Annotated in this window: 14 protein-coding genes; 6 read left to right on the top strand and 8 right to left on the bottom strand. The window is 65.0% G+C overall.

Annotated elements, in window-relative coordinates; translation table 11 throughout:
- The first annotated feature begins 41 nt into the window (after positions 1–41).
- From trkA to VX159_RS15880, 5 genes are all read left to right on the top strand, one after another.
- Entirely contained in the window at positions 42–1,475 is a 1,434-nt protein-coding gene (gene trkA / locus VX159_RS15900; RefSeq protein ID WP_371323848.1) for a Trk system potassium transporter TrkA, read from the top strand.
- 24 nt (positions 1,476–1,499) lie between these two features.
- A complete protein-coding gene (locus VX159_RS15895) occupies positions 1,500–2,963 on the top strand; it encodes a TrkH family potassium uptake protein (RefSeq protein ID WP_371325544.1) in 1,464 nt (487 codons plus the stop codon).
- 61 nt (positions 2,964–3,024) lie between these two features.
- Positions 3,025–4,092, top strand: coding sequence for a uroporphyrinogen decarboxylase (hemE, locus tag VX159_RS15890; protein ID WP_371323847.1), 1,068 nt, complete (start codon positions 3,025–3,027; stop codon positions 4,090–4,092).
- Positions 4,093–4,170: 78 nt separating this feature from the next.
- On the top strand, positions 4,171–6,153 hold the full coding sequence (locus VX159_RS15885; RefSeq protein WP_371323846.1) for a primosomal protein N': 1,983 nt from the start codon (positions 4,171–4,173) through the stop codon (positions 6,151–6,153).
- 58 nt (positions 6,154–6,211) lie between these two features.
- Positions 6,212–7,243 (top strand): hypothetical protein, encoded by a 1,032-nt coding sequence (locus VX159_RS15880; protein ID WP_371323845.1) that lies wholly within the window; start codon positions 6,212–6,214, stop codon positions 7,241–7,243.
- On the opposite strand, the gene VX159_RS15875 is transcribed toward VX159_RS15880, so the two are convergent.
- The 5 genes from VX159_RS15875 to VX159_RS15855 all read right to left on the bottom strand — a co-directional run bounded on the left by VX159_RS15875 (position 7,184) and on the right by VX159_RS15855 (position 12,144).
- Positions 7,184–8,413 (bottom strand): nitrate/nitrite transporter, encoded by a 1,230-nt coding sequence (locus tag VX159_RS15875; protein ID WP_371323844.1) that lies wholly within the window; start codon positions 8,411–8,413, stop codon positions 7,184–7,186. The genes VX159_RS15880 and VX159_RS15875 overlap by 60 nt on opposite strands.
- 31 nt (positions 8,414–8,444) lie before the next feature.
- Positions 8,445–9,149, bottom strand: coding sequence for an MOSC domain-containing protein (locus tag VX159_RS15870; RefSeq protein ID WP_371323843.1), 705 nt, complete (start codon positions 9,147–9,149; stop codon positions 8,445–8,447).
- A gap of 67 nt (positions 9,150–9,216) precedes the next feature.
- The gene (locus VX159_RS15865) at positions 9,217–10,131 is read right to left on the bottom strand and encodes an ROK family protein (protein WP_371323842.1); all 915 of its coding nucleotides are present in this window, start codon (positions 10,129–10,131) and stop codon (positions 9,217–9,219) included.
- Complete coding sequence (locus tag VX159_RS15860; protein ID WP_371323841.1) at positions 10,128–11,492, bottom strand: tetratricopeptide repeat protein; 1,365 nt, start codon at positions 11,490–11,492, stop codon at positions 10,128–10,130. The genes VX159_RS15865 and VX159_RS15860 overlap by 4 nt, the downstream gene beginning before the upstream one ends.
- 7 nt (positions 11,493–11,499) lie before the next feature.
- A complete protein-coding gene (locus VX159_RS15855; protein ID WP_371323840.1) occupies positions 11,500–12,144 on the bottom strand; it encodes a hypothetical protein in 645 nt (214 codons plus the stop codon).
- A gap of 122 nt (positions 12,145–12,266) precedes the next feature.
- Here VX159_RS15855 and VX159_RS15850 point away from each other — a divergent pair, with 122 nt between their 5' ends.
- A complete protein-coding gene (locus tag VX159_RS15850; RefSeq protein ID WP_371323839.1) occupies positions 12,267–12,599 on the top strand; it encodes a DUF1840 family protein in 333 nt (110 codons plus the stop codon).
- Between the two features lie 23 nt (positions 12,600–12,622).
- Here the strand turns inward: VX159_RS15850 and VX159_RS15845 are convergent, their stop codons facing one another.
- The 3 genes from VX159_RS15845 to VX159_RS15835 are packed head-to-tail and all read right to left on the bottom strand — an operon-like array spanning position 12,623 to position 13,992.
- Positions 12,623–12,982 (bottom strand): Hpt domain-containing protein, encoded by a 360-nt coding sequence (locus VX159_RS15845; RefSeq protein WP_371323838.1) that lies wholly within the window; start codon positions 12,980–12,982, stop codon positions 12,623–12,625.
- A 34-nt stretch (positions 12,983–13,016) separates the two neighbouring features.
- Positions 13,017–13,589: a hypothetical protein gene (locus tag VX159_RS15840; RefSeq protein ID WP_371323837.1), complete on the bottom strand. Its 573-nt coding sequence runs from the start codon at positions 13,587–13,589 to the stop codon at positions 13,017–13,019.
- A 40-nt stretch (positions 13,590–13,629) separates the two neighbouring features.
- Positions 13,630–13,992 carry a cupin domain-containing protein gene (locus VX159_RS15835; RefSeq protein ID WP_371323836.1) on the bottom strand — a complete coding sequence of 121 codons (363 nt, stop codon included), beginning with the start codon at positions 13,990–13,992 and terminating at the stop codon, positions 13,630–13,632.
- Positions 13,993–14,028: the final 36 nt, after the last annotated feature.

Genomic DNA, 14,028 nt, shown 5'->3' with positions numbered 1-14,028 from the left:
CGGGGGCGACCGGGGGTTAAAGGCAGCAAGGGGGAGGGGAGATGAAAGTCATCATTCTCGGCGCCGGTCAGGTCGGCGCCAGCGTGGCCGAGGGCCTGGTCTCGGAAGAAAACGACATCACCATCGTCGATCAGGACGCCGCACGGCTGGCACAGTTGCAGGATCGGCTCGATCTGCGCACCGTGGTCGGCAATGCCGCGACGCCATCGGTACTGCGCAATGCCGGTGCCGACGATGCCGACATGGTGATTGCGGTGACCCAGAGCGATCAGTCGAATCTGGTCGCCTGCAAGATCGCGCACAGCGTATTCAATATTCCGACGCGGATTGCCCGGCTGCGCTCGCACGATTTCCTGTCCGACGAAAGCCTGCTCTCGACCGACAATTTTGCGGTCGACTTTGCACTCTGCCCTGAGCAGGTGATCACCGACTATATCGGCCGCCTGATCGAGTTTCCCGAAGCCCTGCAAGTGCTGCAGTTTGCCAAGGGCCGGGTCAGTCTGGTGGCGGTACGCGCCTACGAAGGTGGCTTGCTGGTGGGGCGGCCGATTCGTGAAATGCGCGAGCATTTGCCCTGGGGCATGGAGGCGCGGATTGCTGCGATCTTCCGCCGTGACCAGCCGCTGGCGCCGAACGGCGATACGGTGATCGAAGACGGCGACGAGGTCTTCCTGCTGGCCGCCGCTGAAACCATCCGCCCGGTCTTGCGGCAATTGCGGCGGATGATGAATCCGGTGCAGCGGATCATGATTGCCGGTGGCGGCAATATCGGCATCCGCCTCGCCCGCGCGCTGGAGAAACGCTACGAGGTCAAGGTCATCGAAGGTCGCCGCGAACGTGCCGAATTCCTCGCCAACGAACTCGACGACACGCTGGTCCTGCTCGGCGATGCGACCGACGAGGAGTTGCTGGAGCAGGAAAACATCCGCGAGATGGATCTCTTTCTTGCTGTTACCAACGACGATGAAGACAACATCATGGCCGGCAGCCTGGCCAAGCGGCTCGGTTGCAAACGGGTGGTGGCGCTGGTCAATCGCCGCGCCTACGCCGAAATGATCGAGGGCGGACCGATCGACATCGGGATTTCGCCGGCCCAGGTCTCGATCGGTACCTTGCTCGCGCACGTCCGCCATGGCGATGTCGCCGAGGTGCATTCGCTGCGCCGGGGCGCGGCCGAAGCGCTGGAAATCGTCGCCCACGGCGATCCGGCCAATTCCAAGATTGTCGGCAAGCGGATCGACCAGATCGAATGGCCGGCCGGGGCGACCGTAGCGGCGCTGGTGCGCAATTTCGACAAGGCGGTGATCGTTGGCCAGACCGACGACTGGACCGCGATCACCCGGCATGGCGAGGTGGTGATCGCGCATCACGACACGGTGATCGAGGCCGGCGACCATGTGATCGTCTTCTGTACCAGCAAGAAACTGGTCAAGAAGGTCGAGAAGCTGTTCGCGGTCGGTTTTCACTTTTTTTAGGAGTCGACCGTGAATTTCGTGTCGATGCCTGCCGCCAACCGCTTCGCGCCGGTTTTCCGGGCTCTGGGCATGATCGTGATGCTCTTCGGGCTGACCATGCTGGCGCCGCTGATCCTCTCTTACGTTGTCAATGACGGCGCCCAGACCGCCTACGATGAAGCCTTTGCCCTGACCATGCTCTGCGGCGCCTGGCTGTGGTACCGCTACCGCCGCTGCAAGCGCGAACTGAACATCCGCGACGGTTTCCTGATGGTGGTGCTGGTGTGGACCGTGCTGCCGGCCTTCGCCGCGATTCCGCTGATGCTGCAACTCGGGATCAGCCATACCGATGCCTATTTTGAAACCGTCTCCGGGCTGACCACGACCGGTTCAACCATTCTCAGCAACATCGACCAGCTGCCGATGTCGATCAACCTGTGGCGGCATCAGCTGGTCTGGGTCGGCGGCATGGGTTTGATCGTGCTCGCAATCGCGATCCTGCCGCTGCTCGGGATCGGCGGCCGGCAGATGTTCAAGGCGGAAACCCCGGGGCCGATGAAGGACAGCAAGATGACGCCGCGCATTGCCGAAACCGCCAAGGGACTGTGGCTGGTCTATCTCGGGGTGACCGTGGCCTGCGCCTTCAGCTATCGCTGGGCCGGCATGGACTGGTTCGATGCGGTCTGCCATACCTTCTCGACCATGGGGCTGGGCGGCTTTTCGACCCACGACGCCAGTTTCGGGCATTTCGATTCGCCGGCCATCGAAGGGGTCGCTATCGTCTTCATGCTGATCGCCGGGATGAACTTCGGGACACTGTTCCTGGCCGTCAGCGGTCGCTCCTTGCGGCCTTACCGGGACGACCCCGAGGCGGTCTGGTTTCTCGGCGTGACCTTGCTCAGCATCCTGGTGGTGGCGATCTACATCTGGAAAGATGGTACCTACGCCGAGTTCGAGACCGCGCTGCGGCACGTGGCCTTCAATCTGGTCTCGATTGCCACCACCACCGGTTTTGCCAGCCAGGATTACGCGCTGTGGCCGATTTTTGCGCCGCTGTGGATGCTCTTCCTGTCGAGTTTCGTCACCAGCGCCGGCTCGACCGGCGGCGGGATCAAGATGATGCGGGCGCTGCTGCTTTACAAGCAGGTCTATCGCGAACTGCTGCGGGCGATGCATCCGAACGCGGTGTACAACGTGCGCATCGGCGGTCAGGTGGCGCCGCAGCCCATCCTCTTCGCGGTGCTCGCCTTTGGTTTCATGTACATGGTCAGCATCGTCTCGCTGACGCTGATCCTGGCCTTCACCGGTCTCGACATCGTTTCCGCCTTCACCGCCGTGGTTGCCAGCGTCAACAACACCGGCCCCGGCCTGGGGGTGGTCGGTCCGTCGACCACTTACGAAGTCCTTGAGGATTTCCAGACCTGGGTCTGCATTTTTGCGATGCTGCTCGGGCGCCTGGAAATCTTCACCCTGCTCGTCGTGCTCACCCCCGCCTTCTGGCGGAAGTGACCTGCGGCCCGGAAAGGCGGATAATTCCGCCTTTCGACTTTTCCCTAGAGCGGAGCCCATTGTGAGCCGACCCCGCAACGATACCTTCCTGCGCGCCCTCCTCAAGGAGCCGACCGAATACACGCCGCTGTGGCTGATGCGCCAGGCCGGCCGCTACCTGCCCGAGTATTGCGAAACCCGCAAGCGCGCCGGTAACTTCCTCAACCTGTGCAAGTCGCCGAGCATGGCTTGCGAAGTCACGCTGCAGCCGCTGGCGCGCTACGACCTCGACGCCGCGATCCTGTTTTCCGACATCCTCACCGTGCCCGATGCGATGGGCCTCGGCCTCTACTTCGCCGAAGGCGAGGGCCCGCGTTTCGAGCGGCCGCTGCGCGAGGAATGGGCGATCAACAACCTGACCGCGCCGGACCCCTACGAACACCTCGGCTACGTGATGGATGCGGTTTCCGAAATCCGCCGCGCGCTGGATAACTCGGTGCCGCTGATCGGCTTCTCCGGTAGCCCCTACACGCTCGCCTGCTACATGATCGAAGGCCAGGGCTCCAGCGATTTCCGTCACATCAAGGGGATGATGTACAGCCGCCCGGATCTGCTGCACAAGATCCTGTCGGTGACTGCCGATGCCGTGACGGCCTACCTGAACGCCCAGATCGACTGCGGTGCCCAGGCGGTGATGATCTTCGACACCTGGGGCGGTTCGCTGTCGAACGCGGCCTACCAGGAATTCTCGCTGGCCTACATGCAGCGCATCGTCGCTGGACTGAAGAAGGAAAAGGACGGCCAGCGCATTCCCAGCATCGTGTTCACCAAGAACGGCGGCCTGTGGCTGGAAAAGATCGCCGCCATCGGCTGCGATGCCGTCGGCCTGGACTGGACCATCGACATTGGCGAAGCCCGCCGCCGCGTTGGCGACCAGGTGGCGCTGCAAGGCAACCTCGACCCGAACGTGCTGTTTGCACCGCCGGAAGTCGTCGCAGCCGAAGCGAAGAAGGTGCTCGACAGCTTCGGCGCCGGCAATACCGGCCACGTCTTCAACCTCGGCCACGGCATTTCGCAATTCACGCCGCCCGAGAGCGTTACCGCGCTGGTCGAGGCGGTGCACTCGCACAGCCGCACGCTGCGCAAGTAAGTCGCCGGCGACCGGGCCGGGGCGGGCTAGCTGCCCGTTTCGGCCGCGCCGGTCGCTGCCCGCTGCTCCCCTGGCGGCATGCCCGTTCTCCGCGTTGCACTCGATGTTCCCCTGTACCGACTGTTCGATTATTGGTCGGAATCGGCGTCGACCGTGGATATTGGCCGCCGGGTGCGGGTCCCCTTCATCCGGGGCGAAAAAATCGGCGTCATCGTCGCCGTCCTCGCCGAGAGCGAGTGGCCGCGCGAGCAGCTGAAGGACGCGCTCGAAATCCTCGGCGACCTGCCGCCGCTGCCGCCCGACTTTCTCGATCTCTGTGCCTTTGCCGCGACCTATTACCAGGCGCCGCCGGGCGAGGCCCTGCTCCAGGCGCTGCCGGCCGGGCTGAAAAAACTCAATCCGCCCAAGCGCCAGGCCGGACGTAAAGCCAAGGCCGCCAAGCCGCTGCCGTCGCCGCCGCTGACCGACGAGCAGATCGCCGCCGTCGCCGCCGTCGAGCCGGGCGGCGGCTTTGCCGTGACCTTGCTGCACGGGGTCACCGGCAGCGGCAAGACCGAGGTTTACTTGCAGTTGATCGCCAAGGCGCTGGCGCAAGGCCGCCAGGTCCTGCTGCTGGTGCCCGAAATCAACCTGACGCCGCAGCTCGAAGAGCGGGTGCGCGGGCGCTTTGCCGAGGTCGAGGTGGTCGCGCTGCACAGCGAACTCGCCGATGCCGCGCGCGAGCGCCACTGGCGGGCGGCTTTTTCCGGCAGTGCCGGGATCGTCCTTGGGACCCGCCTGGCGGTGTTTGCGCCGCTGCCGCGCCTCGGGCTGATCATCGTCGACGAGGAGCACGATCCCTCGTTCAAGCAGCAGGACGGAATGCGCTACTCGGCGCGTGATCTGGCGGTGGTGCGCGCCCGCCAGCACGATGTGCCGATCCTGCTCGGTTCGGCGACGCCGTCGCTGGAGTCCTGGGCCAATGCCGGGCACGGCCGCTACCGGCTGCAGACGCTGGCCAAGCGCGCCAATCCGGCGGCGGTGCTGCCGCAGGTGCGGCTCTACGACACCCGGCGCATGCCCTTGCGCGAAGGCGTTAGTGACGGCCTGCTGAGCGCGATCCGCGAGCGGCTGGAGCGCGGTGAGCAGAGTCTGGTCTTTCTCAACCGCCGTGGCTACGCGCCGGTGCTGGCTTGCCCGGCCTGTGGCTGGGTCTCACGTTGCAAACGTTGCGCCGCCAACCTGGTGCTGCACCTGGCCGACCGCCGCTTGCGCTGCCACCACTGCGGTTTCGAGCATCGCGTGCCGCCGGCCTGCCCGACCTGCGGCAACCAGGACATCCATCCCTATGGGCGCGGCACCCAGCGGCTCGAAGCCTGGCTCGCCGAGACCTTTCCCGGCGCCCGCGTGCTGCGCGTCGACCGCGATTCGGTCAAAAGCCGAAAACAGTGGGAGGCAGTGCTCGAACGCATCCACGGCGGCGAGGCCGACATCCTGGTCGGCACCCAGATGCTGGCCAAGGGCCACGACTTTCCCAAGCTGACCCTGGTCGGCGTGCTCGGCGCCGATTCGGCGCTGTTCGCCGCCGACTGGCGGGCGCCGGAGCGGCTCTTTGCGCAGCTGATGCAGGTCGCCGGGCGAGCCGGCCGTGCCGAGTTGAAAGGCGAGGTGATCGTCCAGACCCAGTACCCGGATCACCCGCTGTTTGCCGCGCTGGTTGCCCACGATTACCCCGGCTTTGCCGCCGGCCAGTTGCGCGAACGCGAGCAGGCCGGCTTCCCGCCGTATTCCTTCCAGGCCGTGCTGCGGGCCGAGGCGCCGGAAATGGCTGACGCCATCGCCTTCCTCAAGGCGGCCAGCGGCCTGCCGCCGGTCGCCGAATTTCCCGACGTGCTGGTCTACGATCCGGTGCCGATGCGCATGGCGCGGCTGGCCAGCCTGGAGCGCGGCCAGCTGCTGGTCGAATCGCATTCGCGGCCGCTGTTGCAGGCCTTCCTGCCGCGCTGGCGCGAGGCCATCGAGCAACTGCGGGCGCCGGGCAAGCTGCGCTGGCATCTGGAAGTCGATCCCTTCGACTTCTGATCCGGCGGCAGGCATGCTGCTTGCGTGATCTTTCTCCCAGTCACGTCGAGGAGGGATCATGAAAATCCAGGAATCCAGCCTGCAGTTGCAGGCCAGCCACGAAGCCAAGCGGACGCACAAGGTCGAAGTCACCATGCAGCGCGAGTTTCGCCGGGTTTTTTCGGACTTGAAGGCGGCGGAAGGAGAAAATGCCGAGGCAGCGAAAAAGCGGGTGCAGAAAATGTTGCAGTCCCTGATTGATGCCATCATTGCCGCGGTCGACGGCAAAAAATGCGAAAAATCGCCGGCCTTGCCGGAGGGCTGCACGCCAGGCGAGGCACGCGGCAAGCCGCAAGAGCCGGGAGAGCTGGCAGCGACACCGGCGGTGAGTGGCGAAATCGCCTGGCGTTCGACGCGCTTTGAATACCTGTATGAGAGCGAGCGCAGCGAGGTCTGCGGCCAGGGCAAGGTGGTTTGCGCCGACGGGCGCAGCCTCGATTTCAATTTCTCATTCGCCCGCGCCCGTGAATTCGAAAAAACCTCGCTGGAATCGAGTGAAGGCGTGACCCAGTTGCGCGATCCGCTGATCCTCAGCTATCCCGGCTGCGCGGCCGAACTGAGCGAGCAGCGGATTGATTTCGACCTCGATGCCGACGGTCAGGCCGAACGCATTCCCGGCCTCAATCGCGGTTGCGGCTTTCTGGTCTTCGACCGCAACGGCAATGGCAAGGCCGATAACGGCAAGGAGTTGTTCGGGGTGACCAGCGGCGATGGCTTTGCCGACCTGGCGCAACTCGACCGCGACGGCAACGGCTGGGTCGATGAAGGCGACCCCGATTTTTCGCGTTTGCGGCTGTGGACCGTGGACGGCAGCAAAACCCTGGCCGAAGCCGGGATCGGGGCGCTGGCCACGGCGCGGGTGACGGCACCGTTTTCGCTGAAGACGGCCGACAACGCCTTGCTCGGCGAAATCCGCGCTGCCGGCGTCTATCTCAGCGAGGCCGGCCAGGCCGGCCAGCTGATGCAGGTCGACCTGGCCATCGAGGAAGCGTCAGCGAGCGCGTCGGCCACTGAGCACCAGCCAGGCGAGCGCCAGCAGTTGACCGCCTAACAGGGTCAGGAAGGCGGCGCGAAACGCGCCGCCGGCCTCCCAGCCGCCCGCCCGCAAGGCGTCAACGAGGACGCCGGTACCCCATTGCAAGCCGAAGGCACCGGCAAAGATGAGCAGGTTGAGGGCAGTCGTTGCCCGTCCCGACAGGGTTGGCGGGAAAGCTTGCGCAACCAGCGAGTAAGACAGGTTGGAGAGCGAGAAGCAGGCGCCGAGGATAGGCCACAGCAGCCAGCCGGCGAGTTCCGGGCTGGCGCAGAGCAGGGCCAGGACCAGGGTGGACAGGCTCATTGCGTAGAGATACAGCCGTTCCATGCTCAGCCCGCGCCGCACCAGTGTAGTCGCGAAGAAGCCCATGAACAGGAAGCCGCCGAGCATCGCCGCGCTCATCCAGGTGAGCCGGGCGGCGACCTGGGCCGCGTCGAGATGTTCGAGCACCATCATCCAGCGCGAGGCCCACAGGCCCTGCACGGCCATGAAGCCGCCGGTGAAGAAAAAGCCCATCGGCACGTAGCGCCAGAAGTGCGGATGCGAAAAGACTTGAACCACGCCGGAGAGCTGCGCGTGCAGGCCGCTGCCCTGGTGCTGGGCCTCTTTTTTGTCGGGAACGAACAGCCACAGGATCAGGGCGACGGCGACGGTGGCGACGGCCAGCCCGAGCATGATGCTGCGCCAGCTCGAATAGCCGAGGGCTAACTCCAGCGGTTTGGCGGCGGCAAGTGCGCCGAGACCGCCCGAAGCCATGATCCAGCCGGTCAGCGAGGCGTGGCGCTCAGGCGGAAACCATTGGGAGAAGGCTTTCAGCGAGGCCATCAGGCAGGCGGCGACGCCGAGGCCAATCAACGCCCGGCCGGTGGCCAGGCCGGAGAGGCTGTCGGCCAGCGCAAAAGCCACCGCACCGCCAGCCGCCACCAGCAGCAGCAGGGCTTCGACCTGGCGTGGCCCGAAGCGGTCGAGGAGGATGCCGAGCGGCAACTGGGCGGCTCCGAAAGCGAGGAAATAGGTGCTGGTGAGCAGGCCGAGGGCGTTGTCGGGGAGCGCCAGTTCGTTGCCCAGTACCGGCCCGATCACCGCGTTGGCGGTACGGAACAGGTAGGACAGGAAGTAGCCGGCGGCGAAGGGCAGCAGCAGGCGGAGATAGAGGCGGGTATCGATGGTGGAAGCTTGAGTCATGGGGTCACTGCCGGGAAACTAGGGGCGGGGATCAGTCGGTTGCCGGTCGGGGGTGGAAGCTGGCGACCGGAGTGGGGAGGGCGGCAGGGTACGCACGCAGCCAGGCCAGCCGCTGTTCGATCTTGGCTTGCCAGTGCCGGGCAATGCCCGGCGTTGCAGCCAATTGTTCGAGTTGTGCCGGGTCGGGGCGATGCGCTTGCCAGCTGTGCATCGCCGCATACAGCGTCGGGGCTTGCGGCGGCGCACCCAGCGAGCGCAAGGGCGTCCCATTGTCAGCCAGCCCCGGCTGACAGACGCGGAAATACCAGCCGGTCAGCTGCTCTCGGGCAATCAGCGCGGCCATGCCGTCCACGCCGAAGCGCTCGTCGATTTTCCAGCACGGATTGCGCGGTTGGCAAAGCTGCAGGACTGCACTGCCGAGGGCAAAGGTTTCGCCAATCCGGACCGCGTGCTCGTCGAGCCCGGCCACCGAGATATTCTCGCCGAGACTGCCCGGAACCAGTTGCGCAGCAACTTCGGGAAAGGCCGCTGCCAGGCGTGGATAGTGATCTGCCGGGTAGAGGTGTACAGCCTTTTCCGGACCGCCGTGTACGCGCAGGTCAGCCTGCTGGTCGCCGGCGAAGCCGGTCTCGGCGATGCTCACCGGTGCGCAGACCGGGGTTTTGAAAATGCCGCTGGGGCGACCGGATTGCGGTAGGGGGCGGAGTTCGCCGATGAATAGCTGGGTGGGATGCATCGTCTGATTGTGCCATCAAAGCTGCCATGATGTCCGCTGCTGCGCAGTGCATCGAGCAGTGTGCTGGCTAACCCGGCGCCGGCCACAGCCAGGCCGCACCGCGCACTCCGGACGAGTCGCCATGCCGGGGGGCAACGATGCGGGTGCTGAAGGTATCGGAAAAGACGTGCGGCGCGCAGCTGGCCGGCAGATTCCGGTAGAACTGCGAGATTTTCGACAGCCCGCCGCCGAGCACGATCACCTCCGGGTCGAGCAGGTTGATCACCGTCGCCAGCGCTCGCCCCAGCCGGCTTTCGTAACGGCTCAGGCTGGCCGCGCAGGCGGCATCGCCGGCGGCAGCGCGCTCGCCGATCTGCTCGGCGCTGAGCGCTTCGCCGCTGTGGCGCAGGTGGTCGGCTGCCAGCGCCGGCCCGGAGAGCCAGCTTTCGATGCAGCCGCGACGGCCGCAGTAGCAGGCGGGGCCCGGCCATTCCTCGGGGCTGCCGGGTGGTAGCGGGTTGTGCCCCCATTCACCGGCGATCGCGTTGTGGCCGGCAAGAATGTGGCCGTCGATGACGATGCCGCCGCCAACGCCAGTACCGAGGATCACCCCGAAGACGCTGGCGGCACCGTAGCCGCTGCCGTCGCGGGCTTCGGACAAGGCGAAGCAGTTGGCGTCGTTGGCCAGCCTCACTTCGCGTTGCAGCAGCGCTTGCAGGTCGCGGCGCAGTGGTTTGCCGATCAGGCAGGTCGAGTTGGCATTCTTGATCAGGCCGCTGCTCAGCGATTCGGCGCCAGGAATTCCGATCCCGACGCTGCCGCGCTGGTGCAATTCGTTTTCGACGGCTTCGACCAGCCCGGCGATGGCCATCACGGTCGCCTGATAGTCGCCTTGCGGCGTTGCGATCCGGCGGCGCAGCCGTTCCTGCCCGTCGGCAGCGAGAGCGAGGATTTCGATCTTGCTGCCGCCAAGGTCTACGCCGAGTCGCAGCGGTGGGTTCATCTTGCGGTTCCGGTGAATTGCCGCAGGTCCTCGGCGATCCGGTCAATCACCGTGCGCCAGTCACCCGGTGCAGGCTGGCGGTAGAGGCGCAGCACCTGTGGGTACCAGAGGCTCTCGGTACCTTGCTTGCCCCAGCGCCAGTCGGTCTGATAGGCCGGCAACATCATCCAGCAAGGGCGGGCGAGGGCACCGGCAAGATGAACCAGCGCGGTGTCGACACTGATCAGCAGGTCGAGTTGCTGCAAGGCGGCGGCGCTGTCGGAGAAATCGGCCAGTTCGGCGCCCAGTTCGCAGACGCCGGCGAGCGGAGCGGCACCGTCGCGGTGCAAGGAGAAAAATTCGCAGTCAGGCAGCGCGAGCAATGGCGCCAGCAACTCCGGGGTGGGCAAGGAACGCTGGCGGTCGTTGGCGAACTGCGGGTTTCCCTGCCATACCAGTCCGATCCGCCGCTGGCCGGAGCGTGGCAGGCGGTTGTGCCAGTACTCGTATTTGGTGGTATCGACGCGCAGGTAGGGGAGTTGCGCAGGCACTTCTCCGGCGTCACCGCCCAGTTGCCCGGGCAGGCTCAACGGGGCGACCCAGTAGTCCCATTCGGCGGCCGTCAGCGGTGTGTCGTGCGCCAGTACCCGGTCCACGCCGCTCAGGGCCAAAAACAGGCTGCGCAATCCGGGATAGGCGACAATGCCGACGCTGGCCGCACCGGCGGCCTTGAGGCAGGCGCCGTAGCGGCCAAAATGCAGCATGTCGCCGTGGCCGCCCTCGGCTGCAATCACGATCCGTCGTCCCCGCAGGTCCTGCCCCTGCCATTCCGGTAGCGCTAGGGTCTGCAACAGGTGGTGGCGGCTGTCACGGGCTTCGAGGCGTTGCCAGCCTTCGTTGAGGCGACCTTGGCGGAGCAGCAGATAAGCCAGGTTGAACTGGCTGTTGCGATGCGCCGGGTCGAGTTCGAGCGCCTGCCGGTAGCAGTCCTCCGCCAGGATTTCGCGCTGCAGGCAGGCGTAGAGCACGCCCAGGTTGGACCAGATGGCGGGATGGTCGGGCTGCAGTTCCAGGGCTTGCCGGTAGCTGAGTTCGGCTTCACCAAATTGCTGCTGGCGGGTCAGCAGGGCGCCGTAATTGAGCAGGATCTGGACATCGTCAGGGGCCAGCCACAGGGCTTCGCGATAAGCGGCTTGGGCGGCGCCAATGTTTCCGCAGGCTTCGTGGGCGAGGGCGAGATTGGCGTGAATTTCGGGAATGCCGGGAGCGATCTCGCGGGCAACGGCGAATGCCTGCACGGCACCTGTCGGGTCGCCGCCCTGTAGCCGCCCCAGACCACGCGCAAACAGGACTTCCAGTTCGTCGTCGCCAGCCTCGCGCATGGGAATTTCAGGTACGGCCACCCACCGCCTTGACGCTGCCGTAGGAAGTGGTCATCGTGCGCAGGACGCTGGCGCCGGATTCAAGCAGCAGCATGAACAGGTCGCGTTCGGTGTACAGGCAGATATCGCTGCTGATGCCGTATTTCTGGGCGATCGCCGGGGCCAGCGGGCCGAAGCGTTTGCCGACCGGCAGGTCGAGGGCGCTGTAGCCATCACCCAGTTCAGAGTGCAGGCCGAGGATGGATAGATAGATGCGGCCGCCGATTTTGAGCTTTTGCAGCAACTGGCGGACGATGCGCTTGGCTTCCGGGTAAGGCACCGAGCACAGCCCGCGACGGACGAAAATGATGTCGTAGGGTTCGGTAACGGCCTGCCCTGCGGCTTCCGGCAGCGCAGCACCGAGAAAGCGGATCTCCGCGCCGCAACCGGCGGCCAGGATGCGGCCTTCGATATCCTGGCGGCACTCGGCGTGGTCGGCAACATCAACCAGGGCACCCATGCGGGCAAATTTGGCGGCCAACTCGCAGCGTCCTGCCGGTGTGACAAAAACGCTGACCGTATGATCGTGACGCATGCGCTTGAAACATTCTTCGAGCGCCAAGCGTTCCAGTTCGTCCGCACCTGTTTCGAGATGAACGGCGTTAATATTCATCGCATTCCTCCGACTCTGCCTGCATTCTGCATGATGCGACGGGAGGATTACAACCGTGTCGCTGCTTCTTGTTCGATGCCAGAGCTTGGCCGGCCAGGGGCAAGACCATGAGGAGAAATGGATTGCTGGTCAGATTTGAATCCTCCGAAACCGGAGAAATCCTGATGTATGCCGAAACGGCAAGGGCCTTGCTGCAGGCCATGGGCAAGGAATGCACCGCGCGCGGAGTGTTCTTGCAGCCGGAGATGCTGGCGGCAGCTGCCGCCTTGCGCGAGGCGATGAGAGCGGCGCCGCCGGCACCAGACGAGGCTGAGGAAGCGGAATGCCGGCGCGAGAAAAAGCCGCTACCGGTGAGCTTCGGTCAGCGCGCCTGGCCGCTGCTCGATGCCTTGGAGCGAACGGCCAAAGCGGGGCCTGAAGCCAACATCATCTGGGAAGCGGCCAGCGATTTTTGAGCCTGGCCGCGGTTGACCGTGGTTCAGCCGGGAAAGGCGCTGCGGATACCTTGCAGCACCCGTTCCAGTTCGGCAGCGAAGGCGGCGAGCTGCTCACCGGCTGGCGCCTGTCCTTCGCGCAGAGGGGCTTCTAGCTGGCGGGCGAGATCCTGCAGGGCGATGGCACCGATGGTTCCGGCCAGGCCTTTGGCGCTGTGCACCCGGTGGGCCGCCGCTGCATAGTCGGCTCCGGCCAGCAGAACCTGCAATTGCGGCAGTTCGTCGATGAAGCGGGCGTGAAAGTCGCGCAGCACTTTTTCGTACAGACTGGGCTTGTGCATCATCCGGGCCAGGCCATCTTCGGTATTGATGCCGGGAAGCTGCGGAAAATCGGGGGTGGTCATGGGCTTACTCCTGCCTCTTCTGCATTCAGCGGGGTCAGAACAGTTCGATGTCGTCGTCTTTTTCCTTCATCTCGGCCATGAAGCGTTCAACGGCTTCCTCGACCGGGACGCCGTGCATGACTGCATCGAACATCGCCACTTCTTCGACGGTGGTGTACTTGGCGCGGATGCGACTTTGCAGGTCTACCCATTCGCCGGGGTTGAACAGGCGGCGGCCATCGCCGACCAGGTCGCTGAGGTCGCCCAGGCTGTGGCCGACGTGGGCCAGGCGCTGGACCAGCTTGTCGTAGAACTGGAAGGCGATGATCGCCTGATGCACCATGCCGGAAACATTGCTGCTGACGGCAAGCAATTCGCTTTTGGCCTGTCCCGCCTCGCCTTCGTCGGGCAAGGCATGCAGGGTCGAGCCGATCTGCTGCATGTAGCCGGCCATGGTGGTGAACGACTGGGTCAACACCTCGACCGAGGAGTGGCTGTCTTTCATTGCAGCCTCGATCTGCAGTGCGGCCAGTTCGAGCAGGAGCACGGTTTCGCGGACCTGGCTCCAGTTCAGGTCAGGCATGTGGGCCGAGGTGCCACGCATCGGCGGACTGGTGTTTTCATTCATTGGGCATGACCGTGAAAGTATCCGGGCAACTATAACTGATTCAGGCAACGGGCTCCATCACCACATAATATTTACGGACCGGTGCCAGCACCTCGAAGCTGCCGGTGAACCCGGACGGAATCACTCCGGCCTCGCCGGGACCGAATTCAGCGGCAATGCCGTTGTGGTCGGTGATCCGGATCCGGCCTTCGATGATGCAGAAAAATTCATCCTTGCCGGCAGCGAAGGCAATTTGCCAGGCCCCCGGCTCGCAGTGCCAGATACCTGCAGTACGCGTGCCATCATCGCTGGCGAAGTACTGCCGGGTGGTGCGCAGGGGATTGCCGGCAAGCAGGCGGTCGGGGCGGGGATGGTCGAAGGTCGGGGTCGGCTGGGCCTGGGAGAAAACGGTCAGTGCGGGCATGGCGGGAAAGCAGTGGTGGGTGGAATACAAAGGGTT

It is taken from the genome of Dechloromonas sp. ZY10, from assembly GCF_041378895.1.
Lineage (GTDB): Bacteria > Pseudomonadota > Gammaproteobacteria > Burkholderiales > Rhodocyclaceae > Azonexus > Azonexus aquae.
Note: the sequence above shows the minus strand (reverse complement) of the source record. Positions and strands in the feature narration are given on the sequence as shown.

What these genes read in the sequence shown, in the direction of transcription:
- trkA (WP_371323848.1), top strand. Translation starts at nt 42, where the DNA reads ATGAAAGTCATCATTCTCGGCGCCGGTCAGGTCGGCGCCAGCGTGGCC.
- VX159_RS15895 (WP_371325544.1), top strand. Translation starts at nt 1,500, where the DNA reads ATGCCTGCCGCCAACCGCTTCGCGCCGGTTTTCCGGGCTCTGGGCATG.
- VX159_RS15885 (WP_371323846.1), top strand. Translation starts at nt 4,171, where the DNA reads ATGCCCGTTCTCCGCGTTGCACTCGATGTTCCCCTGTACCGACTGTTC.
- VX159_RS15880 (WP_371323845.1), top strand. Translation starts at nt 6,212, where the DNA reads ATGAAAATCCAGGAATCCAGCCTGCAGTTGCAGGCCAGCCACGAAGCC.
- VX159_RS15875 (WP_371323844.1), bottom strand. Translation starts at nt 8,413, where the DNA reads ATGACTCAAGCTTCCACCATCGATACCCGCCTCTATCTCCGCCTGCTG.
- VX159_RS15870 (WP_371323843.1), bottom strand. Translation starts at nt 9,149, where the DNA reads ATGCATCCCACCCAGCTATTCATCGGCGAACTCCGCCCCCTACCGCAA.
- VX159_RS15865 (WP_371323842.1), bottom strand. Translation starts at nt 10,131, where the DNA reads ATGAACCCACCGCTGCGACTCGGCGTAGACCTTGGCGGCAGCAAGATC.
- VX159_RS15860 (WP_371323841.1), bottom strand. Translation starts at nt 11,492, where the DNA reads ATGCGCGAGGCTGGCGACGACGAACTGGAAGTCCTGTTTGCGCGTGGT.
- VX159_RS15855 (WP_371323840.1), bottom strand. Translation starts at nt 12,144, where the DNA reads ATGAATATTAACGCCGTTCATCTCGAAACAGGTGCGGACGAACTGGAA.
- VX159_RS15845 (WP_371323838.1), bottom strand. Translation starts at nt 12,982, where the DNA reads ATGACCACCCCCGATTTTCCGCAGCTTCCCGGCATCAATACCGAAGAT.
- VX159_RS15840 (WP_371323837.1), bottom strand. Translation starts at nt 13,589, where the DNA reads ATGAATGAAAACACCAGTCCGCCGATGCGTGGCACCTCGGCCCACATG.
- VX159_RS15835 (WP_371323836.1), bottom strand. Translation starts at nt 13,992, where the DNA reads ATGCCCGCACTGACCGTTTTCTCCCAGGCCCAGCCGACCCCGACCTTC.